We start from the raw sequence: 16,842 nt of genomic DNA on the forward strand, positions 1-16,842 counted from the left end.
GCGCCCTGCTATGGGTGCTCAATAATCATCACCGCACAGGTATCTTCCTCCAATGCTTCAAAGGTGTGCGGCCTATCTGCGGCATAGCTGACGTAATCACCGGCGTTGAGCGTAATCTCATGCCCTTCAGGACCCAGTACGGCACGCCCACGGCTGAGCATGACATGTTCCAGTGTGCCGGGTTGATGGGGGACAGAGCGGCGTACACTTCCCAGCTGCGCTGTCACGCGGTAGATATCGCGTTGCATGCCTCTCGGACAGACGGCGAGCAGTGTCACAAAATAATGTGCCTGTTCAGCGGCGACAATTTCGCCCTCATGTGCACGGATCACCTGCACCTGCGGTGCTGCAATCAACTGTGTTACCTGCAATCCAGTGCCATCGCCAGCGCCCACAGCGTTTCCAGGCTGGGATTACCGCTGCCTGACTCCAATTGTGATAGCGTCGATTTTGCGATACCGGCACGTTTGGCCAGCTCACTGACGGAAATACCTATCCGCCCGCGCTCGCGTTTTACCGCTACGGCGAGAATACCTATCGGCGTTGATGAAAGTTGCATTCCGTTCTCCATAAAAAACGATCGTTCTGTTTGGCAGCCGATGTTGTGATAGCCATTATACCATATGTTCTTTTTGTTGAACAATCGTTCGTTATGTTATTTACTGTATGCGAGGTAAATAGGTATGGCATTCGATCAACGCGCCGAGTGGGGGGCAGGATCGCTGAAGATGGCGATAGCCATGATCATTTCAGGAACGGTTGGGATGGTTTGTGTTAGCCACAGACTTACCTGCGTTAACGGTGGTCTTTTGGCGCTGTGCCTTAGGCGCGTTAGCGATGGCGCTGGTCTGTGCTGCGCAAGGTCTTTTACGCCGAGGCATGCTGGCGCGCAGGCAGTTGTACTGGATTATGTTAGGCGGCGTTATATTAACGCTCAACTGGGTTTGTCTGTTTATCGCGTATGTAAAAACCTCTATTGCCGTCGCAACCATAACCTACCACGTGCGGCCGTTTATTTTGGTTGTGCTAGGGGCGGTGTTGTTCAATGAAACACTGGCACGTTACAAGCTGGGTTGGATGGTGATTGCTTTCTCCGGTGTGGCGCTGATTATGTTGGGAGGTCAGCAACAGGATCAGGATTCCGGCCAATACGTCTATGGGGTAGGGTTTGCATTGGCTGCCGCCTTTTTTACGCCATCACAGCAGCAATTACCAAGGCACTGCGCGATGTGTCTCCTTGCCTGATGGTGTTTATTCAGTTATGGGTTGGCTGCCTGATATTGCTGACTGTTGTCTCTCTGCCCACGGCATTCTCTGTCAGCGCTGTATGGGGGCTGCTGGTAGTGATTGGTTTTGTGCATACTGGCCTGATGTCCGTACTACTTTACAGCGCGGTGCAAAAAATCCCGACAATATTGGTCGGCGGGCTCGCTTTTATCTACCCTGTCGTGGCTATTTTGGTCGATGCTTGGGTGTTGCATCGACCATTAAATGGGTGGTAGTTGACAGGAACCCTGATCGTTCTGGCTGCGGTTGCCGGCATCAATGTCCGGTGTCGTTTTTTTCTCCCAAATAAAACAGCGCTAATCTTCCTCATTAGCGCGTTATGCCGGCCTGCATTAATGTTGACCAAGGTCAGCATCCGGTAGGGGGAGTTCAGGCTACGATGCGGCACCGTTCCGATATTTTTTCGCTATACCCGTCATATTTCAAGTTGCAGGTGTGTTGGCTGCACTCGTTATTCGGTCCATCCCTGGACCTCACCTCTAACGAGGCCGCCGCAAACGGCGTTCAAAACGTAAACGTTTTGTCCTGCAACTTGAATTATTTAGGGTATAACGGATGGGTTTTCAGGATGAAAACAGGACGCATCAATGTGCAGGCGGTTTCGTGTTTATAACAGGGGGAACGTTCAATGTTAGATCATTTAAGTGTTCCGGTGACAGATATTGATCGCAGTCGGCAGTTTTATGAAAGCGCGCTGGCACCGTTAGGGTATCGTCTGATTAAAAATTTTAATCATGCGGTAAGTTTTGGCGTGTTGGAAGGATATGGAAAGTCAAGCGATCCTGGCGGCGAATTTTGGATCTATAAGTGAACAGCATTGCCTTGCCCGGCGACGCATTTTGCATTTAGTGCTGAAACACGTGATGTTGTTGATGCATTTTATCATGCGGCAATCGAGGCGGGCGGACAGGATAATGGCAAGCCAGGAATTCGAGCGCTGTATCATGCCCATTATTATGCGGCATTTGTACGCGATCCTGATGGATATAACATCGAAGTCGTCTTTCATCGCAGTATTGCTTCTTAGTGATATCACTTCTTTTGTTGGCTGCAAACGATCAAAGAAAATCGGATCCTGATTGATACGCATGCTAATACACCAGCGGTATTAATTTTTCCGCCATTTTAATCGGGTCTTTGGGGGATAAAAACTTTTTGTCAAGGAAGGCGAAACGCAGGTGGTGATAACGATCGCAGATTAGAAAAGATATGCATTGAGTACAACGTTACTCCATGCATAACAAGACAAGTGATGCGCGCTAATGAAGAGAACAAATTAAATCTCGAAATCTTCCAGCGTTTTGCTTCCGCCATCAATGGCTTCACGGATCGCTTTCGGCGTACGGCCTTGGCCGGTCCAGGTTTGCTCGGTGCTATTCTCATCAATATATTTATATTTCGCCGGACGAGGATCGCGTTTGGCCTTGGCCGGTTTGGATTTCACGCTTTCCAGCAGTTCAGCCGGATCAATACCGTCTTCAAGAAGCTGAGCACGAATGGCATCCAGTTTTGCCAAACGTTCTGCCTGCTCTTTCTGAATTTTTCTGTCTTCTTCGCGGCGCTCTTCCACAATTGCAGTGAATTTGCTTAACAGCTCTTCCAGGGTTTCGAGATCGGTATCTCGGGCCTGAGCGCGAAGAGAACGAATATTACTTAGCACGTCAAAACTCATCATGGTGTTCCTTTAAAAAGAGGAGACATTATTAGCTTACAAGATATTTTTTGATTTTCCAATATACACCAGATACGCCGGCATGAAATATTTTTTTATAGCGTCTTATGTAAAAAAATGCGTAACGCGAGGCGCGGGTAAAGCAGGGACGTTAATCGTTAGCTGGTTAATAACACAACGCCTCGTGGTTACCTATATTTATTAATTCATCACTTAACCATCCATACTTAAGCGGGGTTGTCTGTTAGCAGCATTGGCATACCTAATCCCTTACCGGTGTCAGCTTATCGGGGCGATCTTATTTTTCCCCTGTACATAACGCTAATTATTTAAGGGTATAAGCGTAACAGAGAAGAATATAATGCCAGCTCGGCATACACAGAAGGGAAGGGGGATTGGGGGGACAAGTGTGAAAACCCGTACCATTTTGCTTTCCTTTTACTCAGCGGTGTATGAATGTCTGGTCAGGCAATCGTCCTTTGACGGGAGGTGAATACAAATCAATTTACACACTCTGGTTTGGTGATTATCCTGAATATGTTTTGCTGTGACAGTACCACAGTAAATTGATGTTACGATGACTCGGGGTGCCCTTCTTTGTGAAGGCTGAGAAATCCCCGTACCACCTGATCTGGATAATGCCAGCGTAGGGAAGTATCGGTATTCCGATCGGCTACCGTCTTCTTGCACGCCGGTTGGGAGTGATAATGAACGACCTGCCCACCGATTTTTCTGCTGCCCATGCGGCGGCAGTTTTGCACGATTTCTCAACGGCTTCGCCGTTAGTCCATTACCTGACCAACGATGTGGTCCAGTCTTTTACCGCCAATGTGTTGCTGGCGCTTGGGGCATCCCAGGCGATGGTGGTGGATCCGGGCGAGGCGGCGCAGTTTGCTGTGTTGGCCGATGCACTTCTGATTAATGTAGGCACCTTAGAATCAACGCGTGCCGATGCGATGTTGGCCGCTGTACATAGCGCTAATCAAGCGGGAAAACCCTGGGTGTTGGATCCTGTCGCTGTTGGCGGGTTGCGCTTTCGCACCGATTTTGTGCGCGAATTGCTGCCTTGCAAACCGGCGGCGATTCGCGGTAATGCTTCGGAAATTATCGCGCTGTCTGGCGTCGCTTCGCAGGGCCGAGGCGTTGACAGCCATGACGCTTCCTTTACTGCCATCCCGGCCGCTCGCGAACTGGCGGCGCGCTGGTCAACCGTGGTGACGGTGACGGGAGAGGTGGACTACGTCACGGACGGTGTGCGCGTTTGGGCGATAAACGGTGGCCATCCGGTGATGACACGTGTAGTGGGTACCGGGTGTGCACTCTCTGCGGTCGTTGCAGCGTTCTGCGCCAGTGGTGAAGACTCGTTGTCTCAAGTTGCGACAGCCTGTGCAGTAATGGCGCAAGCAGGGGAGCGTGCCGCCGCACAGTCCAACGGGCAAGGCAGTTTTACACCTGCATTTTTGGATGCGCTTGCGCTATTGCGTCAGGAGGCTCAGACATGTGCCTTATAAAAGAGAACGCACCCCGAATAAATGCGTTAACGATAGCAGGCACGGATCCCAGCGGTGGGGCCGGGATCCAAGCCGATCTAAAAACGTTCTCTGCCCTGGGCGCCTATGGCACCAGCGTGATCACTGCGCTGGTGGCGCAAAATACTCAGGGCGTGCAGTCGGTTTATCGTATCGAACCTGACTTTGTGGCGGCTCAACTGGATTCTGTATTGAGCGATGTGCGTATTGATAGCGCGAAGATCGGCATGCTGGCGCAGAGTGATATTGTTGAAGCCGTTGCTGAACACCTGCAACGCTATGCTGTCCCTTATATTGTGCTGGACACGGTGATGCTGGCAAAAAGCGGCGATCCGTTACTGGCGCCTGAAGCGGTCGCCGCGATTCGTGAGACGCTGTTGCCGCGCGTGTCACTGATAACCCCTAATCTGCCGGAGGTGGCGGCGCTGTTGGCGTGCAATGCGGCGACGACAGAAAGGGAGATGAAAGCTCAAGGGCAAGGGTTGCTGGAGATGGGATGCCAGGCGGTGTTGATCAAGGGGGGGCACTTGAGTGACACGGAGAGTCCGGATTGGCTGTTTCAACGTGGGCATGCACCGCAACGTTTCTGCGCACCACGGGTAAACACCCGTCACACTCATGGTACAGGATGTACGTTGTCTGCGGCGCTGGCGGCGCTACGCCCCCGCCACCACGATTGGGAAAATACGGTGCAAGCGGCGAAGCATTACCTCCAGCATGCATTACTGGCGGCAGATTCATTGGAGGTGGGTCAGGGGATTGGTCCCGTGCATCATTTTCATCAATGGTGGTAGCCTGCTATGGATGAAGCGGTTGGCGGCGATAAGCCGCCGACATTGAGGCTTGATGCCGGTGGGATCAGAAAGAGATGATCCTGGCGGTAAACCTGTTGAGCAATAACAAACGGCACAACAGCACTGATGCAATAAACACCAATACCAGCAGAACAAATTTCAGGTTGACGTAGTTAAAGTCATATAGCGTGCTAATGAAATAAAATACGCTGTAATGCACAATATAGACACCGATCATTGCCGGGCCAATAAACTCGACGACGTAAGTTATAATTTTGTTTTTTATAGTGATGTTTTCAAACACAATGAATAATGCCAAACACATGGTCAGCAGATGCAGATGTTCAAGAATCAGCCAGGGTGTGACAATATTCTGAGTGTGGGTTGACAGAAAGCGTTCGTAAAAGAACATCGAGATGCCTACGGGCACCACCATCATGCGAGCCAGCAAGATAATGCCGGGCTGGTGGGTAAACAGTCTGCCCGCGTCGGTTCCCAGCATTCTTCCTACAATATAGTACCCTCCCCATACCCAGATAAATGAATAGCTGTGTATAAAGAGTGGGTCATCGCGCATATCTAGCGGGCTGAATATATCGAATAGAAAAATAACGGCGAGCAAGCTCGTAAAAAATGCCAATGTCATTTTTATATTATGTATTGCCTTAATGATAAGGGGGTATATGATGTAAATTATGCCAATGGTTAACATTATTCCATTTTGCAGTATGTATCCCTGCTAAATATATTGGAATTTGATCAATGACAGGATAATATTCCAAAATACGATGATGAATACCACGTTTTTAATTTTTATCCTGACCTCTTTTTTGGTCAAGTTGTCGATATTGTCGAAATAGCCAATAAGGATGAGAAACAATGGCTTGGAAATTGTTGAAAGGAAATAGAGAACGCTCATGGCATTAGCATTAATAAAACATTCATTAACGCAAAGTTGACTGGCTGAGTAAAATGTGACGGCGGCAAAACAACTCAAACTTTTTAAGGCGTGTTGGCTGACATCTCTGATCATGGCTCATTCACCTTTAGCCGTAAGTCCTATGGTTATATCCCTGTTTTTCATAAAGATAAGCGTAGTGTTAAAACAGTTCTACGCCTAGTGAGGTGTATGTATGCAGCGCGTTGCCACTGCATTTCTCTCCGATTTTCTCTCATTTTACTTCATGATTTTTAATGTTTTTAGATGTACAGCGTAATCAATATCCTAATTCTTTACGATTGATGGGTGTCGTCTGGATATTGCGACTTTTTATAATATTATTGAAGTGATAGCCATAATAAATAGGAGTGAGTGCCACTCACTACTCTCAAATCAGATATTTCCATTAACGAAATCTTGTTGTTTGTATCCTTACAGAAAAAAAGTGGTTCAGAAAATTAATACTCTTCAATAGTCCATCACATCAATGGCCTTGTGTCAGGAAGGAATACCATGGCGAGCTCATCAGTAAATAAGCTGTCCTTATGGTCTCTCACGGCGTTGGTCGTGGGATCCATGATTGGCGCTGGAATATTTTCATTACCAGCGACATTTGGACGCGCAACCGGGGGGATTTGGTGCCATTATCGCATGGTGTATTGCGGGTTGCGGCATGTTAATGTTGGCTTTTGTTTTTCAATCTCTGGCGCAACGTAAACCCGACCTTGATTCAGGGGTCTTCATCTATGCTAAGGCGGGATTTGGTGATTATCTCGGATTTGCTTCTGCATTAGGATTCTGGGCAGGAACCTGTATCGGTAACGTCTCCTATTTCGTTCTGATCAAATCCACGCTGGGGGCCTTTTTCCCAGTCTTTGGTGACGGCAACACGATCTCTGCACTGGTGGTGTCGTCAATCATCTTGTGGGGGTTCCATTTCCTGGTGCTCAACGGCGTCAAAAACGCTGCCACTATCAATACCATTGCCGCGGTGGCCAAAATCGTCCCGATTATTGCGTTTGTTGGGGTACTGATTTTTGCCTTCCAAAGCGATATCTTCATGCAAAATTTCTGGGGTTCGCCGGCGGCGACGCCTGTGACGCCCGATCTTGAGCACCTTAACGATTATGGTTATGCCGGTCATGCGGCGGCAGCGATTATGCCGGCGCAGGAGCCTGAATCGCTGTTCAGCCAGATTCGTAGCACCATGCTAGTGACTGTGTTTGTGTTCCTGGGGATTGAAGGGGCCAGCGTGTATTCCCGTTATGCCAAAGAGCGTCGCCATGTGGGCATCGCCACCGTGATGGGGTTCATCGGCGTATTAGATTGCTAGTGCTGGTGACACTGCTTTCTTACGGCGTGTTACTGCGTCCTGAGTTGGCTGGCTTGCGTCAACCTTCCATGGCGGGCGTGCTGGAAGCCGTAGTAGGGCCATTGGGGCGAGTCTTTATCAGCGTTGGTTTGATCGTTTCAGTATTGGGTGCCTACCTCTCCTGGTCATTGCTGGCTGCCGAAGTGCTGTTCTCCGCTGCTAAGCACCAAAGCATGCCGAAAGTCTTCATGACCGAGAACAAACATGACGTGCCCTCTGCCGCTGTTTGGCTCACCAATATAACCATTCAGGTGTTTTTAATCCTGATGCTGTTCAGCCAGTATGCCTTTCAATTGGCGATCGAGTTGACCAGCTCATTAACCATCATCCCCTATTTATTGGTTGCCGCTTACGGATTGAAACTGGCCTGGACGGGGGAAACGTACGAAACCGATAAGCGAGATCACCGCAAAGATCTCACGTTTGCGCTCCTTGCCACACTGTATGCCTTGTTGATGCTGTACGCCGGGGGATGAAATATCTGCTGCTCTCGGCTGTGATTTATGGCCCGGGCACCGTGTTGTACATCATGGCCAAACGCGAACAGCGGGTTGCGCTGTTCAATAAAATTGAACTTGGGATTTTCGCTATCGTTATGGTCGCTGCCATTGTTGCAATCTACAGCATTGCGACAGGCATTATTACTATCTAAGTGAGGCTGCTTATTATGTCGACAAAAAAGAAGTCTGAGAAGAAATATGGCGTGCATTCGGAAGTCGGTAAATTACATAAGGTTATGGTGTGCGCACCAGGTAAAGCACACAATCGGCTGACGCCGAGCAACTGCGACGAATTGTTATTTGATGACGTGTTGTGGGTTGAACGTGCCAAGCGCGACCATTTTGATTTTATGACCAAAATGCGCGAGCACGGTGTTGATGTAGTGGAAATGCATAACCTGCTGGCGGAAACGGTGGCACTGCCGGAAGCGAGAAAGTGGATTTTGGATCAGCAGATTGTGCCGGATGAAGTCTCTCTGGGGATTTTGAACGAAACCCGCAGCTTCCTGGACGGATTGGCCCCGCGCGCTGGCAGAAGTGTTGATTGGTGGTTTGTCGACCACCGAACTGGCGAAAGAAGGCTATGCCGATCATGAAGAACTCAATCTGATCCGCGACGCGGCGGGTATTACTGAGTATTTGCTGCCACCGCTGCCCAACACGCTATATACCCGCGACACCACCTGCTGGATTTACGGTGGAGTAACGTTAAACCCACTCTACTGGCCTGCTCGTCATGAAGAAACCATCCTGACGACCGCTATCTACAAATTCCACCCGGATTTTGCCAATGCAGACATCAATATCTGGTACAGCGATCCTACCAAACACCACGGTACCGCCACGCTGGAAGGCGGTTATGTGATGCCGATTGGCAATAAAACTGTGTTGATTGGTATTAGTGAGCGCACGTCGCATCAGGCCATCACGCAACTGGCGGCCTCCCTGTTTGCCAATAAAGCCTCGGGCGTTGAGCGCGTGATGATTGCCGCGATGCCGAGATTGCGCGCCGCGATGCATCTGGACACGGTGTTTACCTTCTGCGATCGCGATGTGGTGACCCTGTATCCTGCCATTGTGAACCAGATTCGCACCTTCTCGTTGCGCCCTGATGATAGTCCAACCGGGATGAAACTGTATCGCGACAATGGCACCTTTGCGGAAGCGATCGCGGGCGCATTGAACCTCAAGAAACTGCGCGTGGTGGAAACGGCCGGTAACGATTACGACACCGAGCGCCTGATGAACACGCACTGTCAGTGCACGAGATAGTTATGCTAACCAGGTGCCAGGCCTGATTCACCTTTCTGCGATGGCGTTTACCGCTGTAATGGTTATGGCGATGACGTAGCGGCGCGTGAATCTGATCCGAAGAGATTGCATCGTGAAAATAAAATTTATCGTTGTTACGTTTATCGCGTTTTTTATTTCTGCCTGTTACAGGGAGGTTGCCGAACAAAGCGTTACGGTACGGCCAGTGAGTATTCTGGAAGTGAGCAACAGCGCGCAGCAAGGTGTGCGTATCTTTCCCGCCAGAATTATTGCGGGCGATAGAACTGAGTTGGCGTTCAAACGTCCCGGTCAATTAGAACGGTTGCTGGTGCGTGAAGGGGAACCCGTCACACAGGGGCAGGTGATCGCTGAGCTTAATAGCAATGATGCGCGACTGCGTCTACAGGATCGCCAGGCCACTTTTAACCCGTCTCAAACCCAATTTAGCCGTTATGCGGCGTTGAGCGAGCGTCACATTGTGGCGCGTGCTGAACTGGATGTGCAGCGAGCCGCTCGTGATTCGGCACAGGCCGCGCTGAAACTGGCGAAAGAAGAGCTGGACGATACGGTCATTCGGGCTCCGTTTCCCGGGGTTATCGCCATGGTCAACGCCCGCAATTATCAAATTGTCGCAGCAGGACAATCTATTGCTACGTTAAACGCGCTGGAACTGCTGGACGTGGAATTCAGCATTCCCGAAAGCCTTTTTATTCTTATCGATGCCAATAATATGAAATATCAACCTGTGGTTGAATTGAACAACCTGCCAGGACGCGAGTTTGTCGCCAGCTACAAAGAGCACACCGCACAAACGGTGTCAGGGGCGCTGACCTATCGTATGGTGCTGACCATGCCACGTCCGCAAGATATTCCGCTGTTGTCGGGCATGAGCGGTAGGGTGAAGATCAACCTGGGTAATATCCCCGGCAGTGTGGCTGCAATGGCAGTGGTTGTTCCGGTTGAGGCGGTTTTCAATCCGGATACCAGCGCCGAGCATAAGCCGCATGTGTGGGTGGTTAATGAACGTGATGGCAAGCTGTTTGTCACCTCGCGCCAGGTTGAACTGGGTCAACTGACGGCGAATGGTATTCAGGTCGTTTCCGGGTTGTCTCAAGGCGAGCGGATCGTGGCAGCCGGCACCCGTGAGCTCAAGCCAGACCAGGAAGTGCGAGCATGGGTTCGTGAGCGAGGTCCCTAATGAAACTGACAGAGAGCTTTATCAACAACGGCACTCGCATCTGGCTGTCGATTTTATTGTTGGGCATGGGAGGCGTTATTGCCTTTCTGAATATTGGCCGATTGGAAGATCCTGCGTTTACCATCAAAACGGCGGTGGTGGTTACCCGTTATGATGGCGCGTCTGCGCAGCAGGTTGAGGAAGAGGTAACCTTACCGCTGGAGAATGCGATTCAACAGTTGCCCTACATCGATAGTATCTCCTCGATTTCCAGCGTGGGGCTGTCGCAAATCACCATCAATATCAAAGCCCAGTACGGGCCGGATGATTTACCACAGATCTGGGACGTATTGCGACGCCGTATTGGTGATGCGGCACGCCAACTGCCACCCGGTGCCAGCCCGCCTTTCGTCAACGATGATTTTGGCGATGTGTATGGCTACTTCTTTTCCCTCTATGGCGATGGCTATTCCAATCAGGAGTTGCGTAACTTTGCTGAGTTATTGCGCCGCGAACTGGTGGTCGTGCCGGGAGTTGGGAAAGTGGCGATCGTCGGGGTGTTGCCGGAAGAGGTGCAAATAGAGATCTCTCGAGCTCAGATGACCGCTGCCAATATTGTGCCACAGCGTTTGTATGATTTGCTCAGTCGGCAAAATGTCGTGTCCAATGCCGGTGAACTCTTGGTCGGTAGCGAATCTATCCGCCTGCATCCCACCGGTGAGTTCGACAACGTACAAGAGCTGGGCAATCTGTTGATCAGCGAGCCTGGTAGCCCGCGCAGCGTCTATCTGCGTGATATTGCCACCATCAGCCAAGGCGTGACGCACTCACCGAACAATATTTACCGCGCCAATACGCAGGCGGCGCTCTCCGTTGGTGTTTCTTTTGCCCCCAGCGTAAACGTGATCGTGGTGGGGAATGCCATCAAGGCACGGTTGGCGCAGTTGGAAGCCGAACGACCAGCAGGCATGGCGTTGAATGTGTTTTACGACCAGTCTCATGAAGTTGAGGGGGCGGAAAATGGTTTCATCATGAACTTCCTGATGGCGCTGGCGATTGTCATTGGTACGCTGCTGATTTTTATGGGAGTTCGCAGTGGACTGGTGATTGCGGCTTCTCTGGCGCTGAACGTGTTGGGTACGCTGTTGATCATGAAGTTGCTGAATATTGAATTGCAGCGCGTTTCGCTTGGGGCGTTAGTGATTGCGCTCAGTATGCTGGTCGATAACGCTATCGTGATCGTTGAAGGTGTGTTGGTTGGTCGGCAGCGCGGAGCCACGGCGATGGATGCGATCAACCGCGTAGTGAAGCAGACCATGTTTCCGCTGTTAGGCGCGACCATTATTGCTGTGCTGGCGTTTGCGCCTATTGGTTTGTCTAACGATTCCACCGGTGAGTATTGTAAATCACTGTTTCAGGTGCTGCTTATCTCGCTGATGCTGAGTTGGTTTACTGCGCTGACACTCACACCTGCTTTCACCAAGTGGGCGTTTGAAAAGCAGAAAATGGCGCCGCAGAACCCGGATGAGCCAGTGAAAAATCCCTACGATGGTTGGCTATTCCGCGTCTATCGTTCCCTGTTGGGTAAATTGCTCAACCAGCGTGCCCTGACGTTAACGCTGCTGGCTGGCTTGCTCGTTGCGGCGGTGGTGGGTTTTGGCAGCGTGCGACAAAGCTTTTTCCCCACCGTCGAATACGCCTATCTTTTTTGTCGATCTCTGGCTGCCATACAGCACCGATATCGCTTATACCGAGAAGATTGCGGCGGAAATCGAAAAGCACATCAGCGAGCAACCTGGTGTCGACAATACCATGGTGACGGTAGGACAGGGGGCGTTACGGTTTATGCTGACCTACAACGCCCAGCGGCAATACGCCAACTATGCGCAGATACTGGTGCGTACGGACGCGCTGAATCAGATCCCACCGTTGATTAGGGATGTCTAAGCCTATGTGCGTGATAACTACCCGGCGGTGAAAGGTCAGGAGAAGCGCATTATGTTTGGCCCGTCCAATAACAGTTCGATCGAAGCACGATTTATTGGTAACGATCCCACGATACTGCGTTCGTTGGCGGCTACGGCGGAGCAGATAGCGAGGGCTGACCCGGATTCCGACGGGGTGATGCATGAATGGCAGGAGAGCAGTAAAGTGATTCGCCCGCAGTTTTCGGATTATCTTGGGCGTGAGTTGGGGGGGTCGACAATCGTGAGATCGACAGTGCGTTGCGGATGAGATTCGGCGGTATCAATGTGGGGTTATACCGTGACGGAACACGGTTGATGCCTATCGTGTTGCGCACTCCGGATGCGGGGCGGTTAAATGCTGACAGGCTCAATGACGTAATGATCTGGAGTCAGGCGCGACAGGCATTCATTCCGATCGATAACGTGGTTAACCGCTTCACCACTGAATGGGAAGATCCGTTGATCATGCGTCGCGATCGCATGCGTACGCTGACGGTACAGGCCGATCCTTCATCGCATAGTGGCGAAACGTCTGCCGAGTTGCTGGGGCGCATTAAGCCTGCTATTGATGACATTGCGTTGCCGCATGGCTATCGCCTCGAGTGGGGCGGTGACTATCAAAGTACAAAAGAGGCACAGGAGGGGCTGCTCACCAGCTTACCCGTTGCCTTTATCGTGATGTTTATCATCACCGTATTGATGTTCAGCTCGGTGAAACATGCCATTGCCATTTGGCTTACCGTACCGCTGGCGTTAATCGGTGCCACTGTCGGGTTCCTGCTTACGGGGATTCCGTTCGGATTTATGGCGTTGATTGGCTTGCTTAGCCTGAGCGGGATGTTGATTCGTAACGGTATTGTGTTGGTTGAAGAGATTGGCTTGCAACGCGAGCAAAAAAACATGCGGGATGCCATTATCGATGCATCGACCTCCCGTTTGCGTCCTATCCTGCTCACCGCGTTTACCACGGTTCTGGGGTTGGCCCCGTTATTGAGCGATGCCTTTTTCCAAAGCATGGCGGTGGTGATCATGTTTGGTCTGGGTTTTGCTACTGTGTTGACACTATTGGTATTACCAGTGATTTACAGTTGTATGAACCGGGACGAAAAAAAAGCATCAGTGGCCTCCTGAGGACGCTGACAATTCCGCCTTATTTTCATAGCCAGGTAGCGTGCTGCCTGGCTATGTCATTTCTCCCCCGTGGTATCAGTGGCGTAATGAAATAATGCCAAAACGTTATGAGTAAAAATGCGGCGTAGTGTGGTAAAAAACCGCTATGGCATGACAACGACTGACGGCATAAGCCTCAGCGACATAATAACGACATCTGCCTGCCGTACCCTTGCAGGAGCCACGCCACTATGCTGCATGGTGCGTTGATTATGATGTAAGGTAAATACCTATGTATGAAGGACTGCATATGCCGGGTTCTGCGCGCGGGCTCAAAGTGGCGAAAATGCTTCAGACGATACTCAATATTGGGTTATTGCTGCTGGCTACCATTTCCCTCTGCGCTATTTTGTCTATATCGGCATTACCGCGATTATTCGCCTGAATCATCGTAGACCATAAAGATCCGCTGGATACCTTGGCGTATGCCGCCGCTATTCTGGTGCTGGTAGTGACGATCTATCTGGCGAATAGCAAGCGGCTTAAACGGGAGTAATCTGTCATTCAGGCCAACAGTGGACACTGTGGCGGCAATCGGCAGGTTAAGGCAGCTGGCACGATGTCGATACGGAATCGGTTGGCACTTAACGGCTCGCCGTCCAGGTTAAAGGTGATGTTATCGGGCGCAACGATCTCCAACCAGGGCAAGGTCGCGGCGATCACATTCGGGTTCTCGCTGCCAGTGAACAGCACCTGAAGCATGTTAGGCAACAACTCCTTGGCTGAGAGTACGCGCAGTTGTAATTGCCCATCGTTGATCAGCGCTTCCGGGCACAACGGTTGGCCGCCGCCCGCCTGCCGCCCGTTACCGATGGCGATCACCAGCGTATCGCCTGACCACTGAAAATCGGGGCCACGAATCTCGCAGCGCTCTGCGGTCAGCATATCCATACGCAGCAAGGCGTGCAGCACGTAAGATGCGCCTCCCAGTGCGGATTTCATCTTCGATGGTGTTTCTGTGGTGATGCTAGTGGCAAAACCACCTGTCGCCATATTGATAAAATAGTGGCTGTCGTTGACGCAGGCGACATCGATCGGTGTCGCCTGCCCTTTTAACGCCAACGCTAATGCATGTTCGACATCAAGCGGGATCTGGCAACTGGTGGCAAAATCATTCGCTGTGCAGAGTGGGATGATCCCAAGCGTTGGACGCTGGGCTGGGGCACATTGCACCAGTGCGCTGGCGACCTCATTGATAGTGCCATCCCCACCGGCGGCAATCACATTATCCACCGTAAGCTGCACGGCTTCCTCAATTTAGCGTTTAGCATCACCGTGTTCCCAGGTCACGCGCACATGCAGCGTAAATCCAGCTTTTCTGTACTCTTGCACTGCGCAATACGTCGTTATCGGTGTTTTTTCCGTTGAGAATCAATAGGGATATGGGATGATGTTGGCTCATGGCGTGCTCCTTTTTGCGCTGAAAAGAGGCAATGACAAGTATACACAGCGTAGCCAGAAATGGCCGAGAGCGGTATCAGAACAAGGGATAAAACAGGAAAAAAGCAAAGAAAAAGCCAGCACAAGGGAGATTGAGCTGGCCAAGGAGGTGGTTCCTAGTAGTATCACTACGCTTATTTTTCGTTCTAGATTTTCTCAGCGACGCAATACTAACCAGATAGTAAGGGTATTGATGTGATCTGTTTCTAAAATTTGCGAAAAGTCGCAGATTGTGCCCCACTGTGATTCCCGCGCTGGCGGGAATCACCTACAGGCTAAACGCAATTCTTCTGCAAGAGGTCCCCGGCTTTCGCCGAGGACGACACACAAGGGGATTGCGCTGCCTTACGCCGCATTGGGGTTACGGGTGGTCACGTCACTTGGCAGGTTACGCAGCAGTAACGCAAACTCCAGCGCCACGTCATCCGGCACTGGCAGGTAAACGATATGCCCGTTTCCCGGTGCGACGTCGGTAGCTTCACCCTTGGCGTTTTGCAGCGCATCGAGCGTGAATTGAATGTTGCCGTTCGGCGTCATCATCTCCACGCTGTCACCGAGGGAGAACTTGTTTTTCACTGCCACTTCAGCCAATCCGTTACGCCGTTCGCCGGTAAATTCACCAACAAACTGCTGACGATCCGATACTGAATAGCCGTATTCGTAGTTCTGATAATCTTCATGAACGTGGCGACGCAGGAAACCTTCTGTATAACCACGGTGCGCCAGACCTTCCAGTGTTTGCAGCAGTGTCGGATCGAAGGGTTTGCCTGCGGCGGCATCGTCGATCGCCTGGCGGTAAACCTGTGCCGTGCGGGCGCAGTAATAGAAGGATTTGGTGCGGCCTTCGATCTTGAGCGAGTGCACATGCATCTGGGTTAAACGTTCCACGTGCTGAATGGCGCGCAGATCGCGTGAGTTCATGATGTAGGTGCCGTGCTCATCTTCGAACGCACTCATGTATTCACCGGGACGCAGGTTCTCTTCCAGCATAAACACTTTGTCAGTCGGCTCACCAATACCCAGCGTGGGTTCTACATTCTGTACCGGAATCGGTTCATGCAGGTGAACGATATTGCCGGTATCGTCTTCTTTCCCTTCCTGCACCTTGTATTCCCAACGGCAGGCGTTGGTGCAGGTGCCCTGATTGGGGTCACGCTTATTGATATAACCGGAAAGCAGGCAGCGGCCAGAGTAGGCCATACACAATGCGCCGTGCACGAAAATTTCCAGCTCCATGTCCGGTACTTGTTGGCGGATCTCGGCAATTTCTTCCAGTGACAGTTCGCGAGACAGGATCACGCGGCTCAGCCCCATCTGCTGCCAGAATTTCACCGTTGCCCAGTTCACCGCATTGGCTTGCACCGAAAGGTGAATTTGCATGTGTGGAAAGTTTTCTCTTACTAGCATGATTAGGCCGGGATCGGACATGATCAACGCATCCGGCCCCATATCAATCACGGGTTGAAGATCGCGCAGGAAGGTTTTCAGCTTGGCGTTATGCGGGGCGATGTTCACCACCACGTAGAATTTTTTCCCCAGTTCGTGGGCTTCATTGATGGCGAGCGCCAGCGTCTGGTGGTTGAATTCGTTATTACGCACCCGCAGGCTGTAACGGGGTTGACCGGCATAAATCGCATCAGCGCCATACGCGAAGGCGTAGCGCATATTTTTCAGCGTACCGGCCGGAGAAAGCAGTTCCGGTTTAAACATGGTGTCTCTCTG

At 51.1% G+C, this 16,842-nt stretch carries 12 protein-coding genes, 6 pseudogenes and 1 riboswitch; of the genes and pseudogenes, 13 read left to right on the top strand and 5 right to left on the bottom strand.

The features are described 5' to 3' along the window. Positions 1–8: 8 nt before the first annotated feature. Positions 9–571: pseudogene (locus tag JZM30_RS05615) on the bottom strand (helix-turn-helix domain-containing protein). 188 nt (positions 572–759) lie between these two features. Here JZM30_RS05615 and JZM30_RS05620 point away from each other — a divergent pair. The 3 genes and pseudogenes from JZM30_RS05620 (at position 760) to JZM30_RS05630 (ending at position 2,314) form a co-directional block, all read left to right on the top strand. Next, positions 760–1,245, top strand: a complete 486-nt coding sequence (locus JZM30_RS05620; RefSeq protein WP_252317861.1) for an EamA family transporter — start codon at positions 760–762, stop codon at positions 1,243–1,245. Next, the gene (locus JZM30_RS05625) at positions 1,230–1,502 is read left to right on the top strand and encodes an EamA family transporter (protein WP_252317862.1); all 273 of its coding nucleotides are present in this window, start codon (positions 1,230–1,232) and stop codon (positions 1,500–1,502) included. The genes JZM30_RS05620 and JZM30_RS05625 overlap by 16 nt, the downstream gene beginning before the upstream one ends. A gap of 413 nt (positions 1,503–1,915) precedes the next feature. Beyond that, positions 1,916–2,314, top strand: a pseudogene (locus tag JZM30_RS05630) (VOC family protein). A gap of 249 nt (positions 2,315–2,563) precedes the next feature. On the opposite strand, the gene JZM30_RS05635 reads toward JZM30_RS05630, so the two are convergent. Then, entirely contained in the window at positions 2,564–2,962 is a 399-nt protein-coding gene (locus JZM30_RS05635) for an H-NS family histone-like protein (protein WP_252317863.1), read from the bottom strand. A gap of 570 nt (positions 2,963–3,532) precedes the next feature. Beyond that, a riboswitch (TPP riboswitch) is annotated at positions 3,533–3,629 on the top strand. Positions 3,630–3,666: 37 nt separating this feature from the next. Between JZM30_RS05635 and thiM the strand changes: the two genes are divergently transcribed. Both thiM and thiD read left to right on the top strand, forming a co-directional pair. Further along, positions 3,667–4,470: a hydroxyethylthiazole kinase gene (gene thiM, locus JZM30_RS05640; protein ID WP_252317864.1), complete on the top strand. Its 804-nt coding sequence runs from the start codon at positions 3,667–3,669 to the stop codon at positions 4,468–4,470. Continuing rightward, positions 4,458–5,282, top strand: a complete 825-nt coding sequence (thiD, locus tag JZM30_RS05645) for a bifunctional hydroxymethylpyrimidine kinase/phosphomethylpyrimidine kinase (RefSeq protein WP_252317865.1) — start codon at positions 4,458–4,460, stop codon at positions 5,280–5,282. Before thiM ends, thiD begins: the two co-directional genes overlap by 13 nt. 64 nt (positions 5,283–5,346) lie before the next feature. Here the strand turns inward: thiD and JZM30_RS05650 are convergent, their stop codons facing one another. Beyond that, the gene (locus JZM30_RS05650; protein ID WP_367115906.1) at positions 5,347–5,994 is read right to left on the bottom strand and encodes an acyltransferase family protein; all 648 of its coding nucleotides are present in this window, start codon (positions 5,992–5,994) and stop codon (positions 5,347–5,349) included. 741 nt (positions 5,995–6,735) lie between these two features. On the opposite strand from JZM30_RS05650, the pseudogene JZM30_RS05655 reads away from it, so the two are divergent. The 7 genes and pseudogenes from JZM30_RS05655 to JZM30_RS05675 form a co-directional block, all read left to right on the top strand. Beyond that, a pseudogene (locus tag JZM30_RS05655) lies at positions 6,736–8,246 on the top strand (amino acid permease). 15 nt (positions 8,247–8,261) lie between these two features. Next, a pseudogene (locus JZM30_RS05660) lies at positions 8,262–9,333 on the top strand (arginine deiminase); the annotation flags it as partial. Positions 9,334–9,478: 145 nt separating this feature from the next. Then, complete coding sequence (locus JZM30_RS05665) at positions 9,479–10,564, top strand: efflux RND transporter periplasmic adaptor subunit (protein WP_252317867.1); 1,086 nt, start codon at positions 9,479–9,481, stop codon at positions 10,562–10,564. After that, a complete protein-coding gene (locus tag JZM30_RS23525) occupies positions 10,564–12,480 on the top strand; it encodes an efflux RND transporter permease subunit (RefSeq protein WP_286673441.1) in 1,917 nt (638 codons plus the stop codon). Before JZM30_RS05665 ends, JZM30_RS23525 begins: the two co-directional genes overlap by 1 nt. A gap of 16 nt (positions 12,481–12,496) precedes the next feature. Next, on the top strand, positions 12,497–12,778 hold the full coding sequence (locus JZM30_RS23530; RefSeq protein WP_286673442.1) for a hypothetical protein: 282 nt from the start codon (positions 12,497–12,499) through the stop codon (positions 12,776–12,778). Beyond that, positions 12,775–13,641 carry an efflux RND transporter permease subunit gene (locus tag JZM30_RS23535; RefSeq protein ID WP_286673443.1) on the top strand — a complete coding sequence of 289 codons (867 nt, stop codon included), beginning with the start codon at positions 12,775–12,777 and terminating at the stop codon, positions 13,639–13,641. The genes JZM30_RS23530 and JZM30_RS23535 overlap by 4 nt, the downstream gene beginning before the upstream one ends. 360 nt (positions 13,642–14,001) lie before the next feature. Beyond that, positions 14,002–14,176, top strand: a pseudogene (locus JZM30_RS05675) (phosphate-starvation-inducible PsiE family protein); the annotation flags it as partial. A gap of 8 nt (positions 14,177–14,184) precedes the next feature. Here the strand turns inward: JZM30_RS05675 and yegS are convergent. Then, positions 14,185–15,082: pseudogene (yegS, locus tag JZM30_RS05680) on the bottom strand (lipid kinase YegS). Here yegS and JZM30_RS05685 point away from each other — a divergent pair. Further along, complete coding sequence (locus JZM30_RS05685; protein ID WP_252317868.1) at positions 15,068–15,319, top strand: hypothetical protein; 252 nt, start codon at positions 15,068–15,070, stop codon at positions 15,317–15,319. The pseudogene yegS and the gene JZM30_RS05685 sit on opposite strands and share 15 nt — an antisense overlap. Positions 15,320–15,465: 146 nt before the next feature. Here JZM30_RS05685 and trhP read toward each other — a convergent pair whose 3' ends face one another. Further along, positions 15,466–16,830 (bottom strand): prephenate-dependent tRNA uridine(34) hydroxylase TrhP, encoded by a 1,365-nt coding sequence (trhP, locus tag JZM30_RS05690; RefSeq protein WP_252317869.1) that lies wholly within the window; start codon positions 16,828–16,830, stop codon positions 15,466–15,468. Positions 16,831–16,842 lie beyond the last annotated feature (12 nt).

Source organism: Candidatus Symbiopectobacterium endolongispinus, assembly GCF_018777385.1.
GTDB classification, from domain to species: Bacteria; Pseudomonadota; Gammaproteobacteria; order Enterobacterales; family Enterobacteriaceae; genus Symbiopectobacterium; species Symbiopectobacterium endolongispinus.

What these genes read in the sequence shown, in the direction of transcription:
- JZM30_RS05635 (WP_252317863.1), bottom strand. Translation starts at nt 2,962, where the DNA reads ATGATGAGTTTTGACGTGCTAAGTAATATTCGTTCTCTTCGCGCTCAG.
- thiM (WP_252317864.1), top strand. Translation starts at nt 3,667, where the DNA reads ATGAACGACCTGCCCACCGATTTTTCTGCTGCCCATGCGGCGGCAGTT.
- thiD (WP_252317865.1), top strand. Translation starts at nt 4,458, where the DNA reads ATGTGCCTTATAAAAGAGAACGCACCCCGAATAAATGCGTTAACGATA.
- JZM30_RS05650 (WP_367115906.1), bottom strand. Translation starts at nt 5,994, where the DNA reads ATGTTAACCATTGGCATAATTTACATCATATACCCCCTTATCATTAAG.
- JZM30_RS23525 (WP_286673441.1), top strand. Translation starts at nt 10,564, where the DNA reads ATGAAACTGACAGAGAGCTTTATCAACAACGGCACTCGCATCTGGCTG.
- JZM30_RS23535 (WP_286673443.1), top strand. Translation starts at nt 12,775, where the DNA reads ATGAGATTCGGCGGTATCAATGTGGGGTTATACCGTGACGGAACACGG.
- JZM30_RS05685 (WP_252317868.1), top strand. Translation starts at nt 15,068, where the DNA reads ATGATGTTGGCTCATGGCGTGCTCCTTTTTGCGCTGAAAAGAGGCAAT.
- trhP (WP_252317869.1), bottom strand. Translation starts at nt 16,830, where the DNA reads ATGTTTAAACCGGAACTGCTTTCTCCGGCCGGTACGCTGAAAAATATG.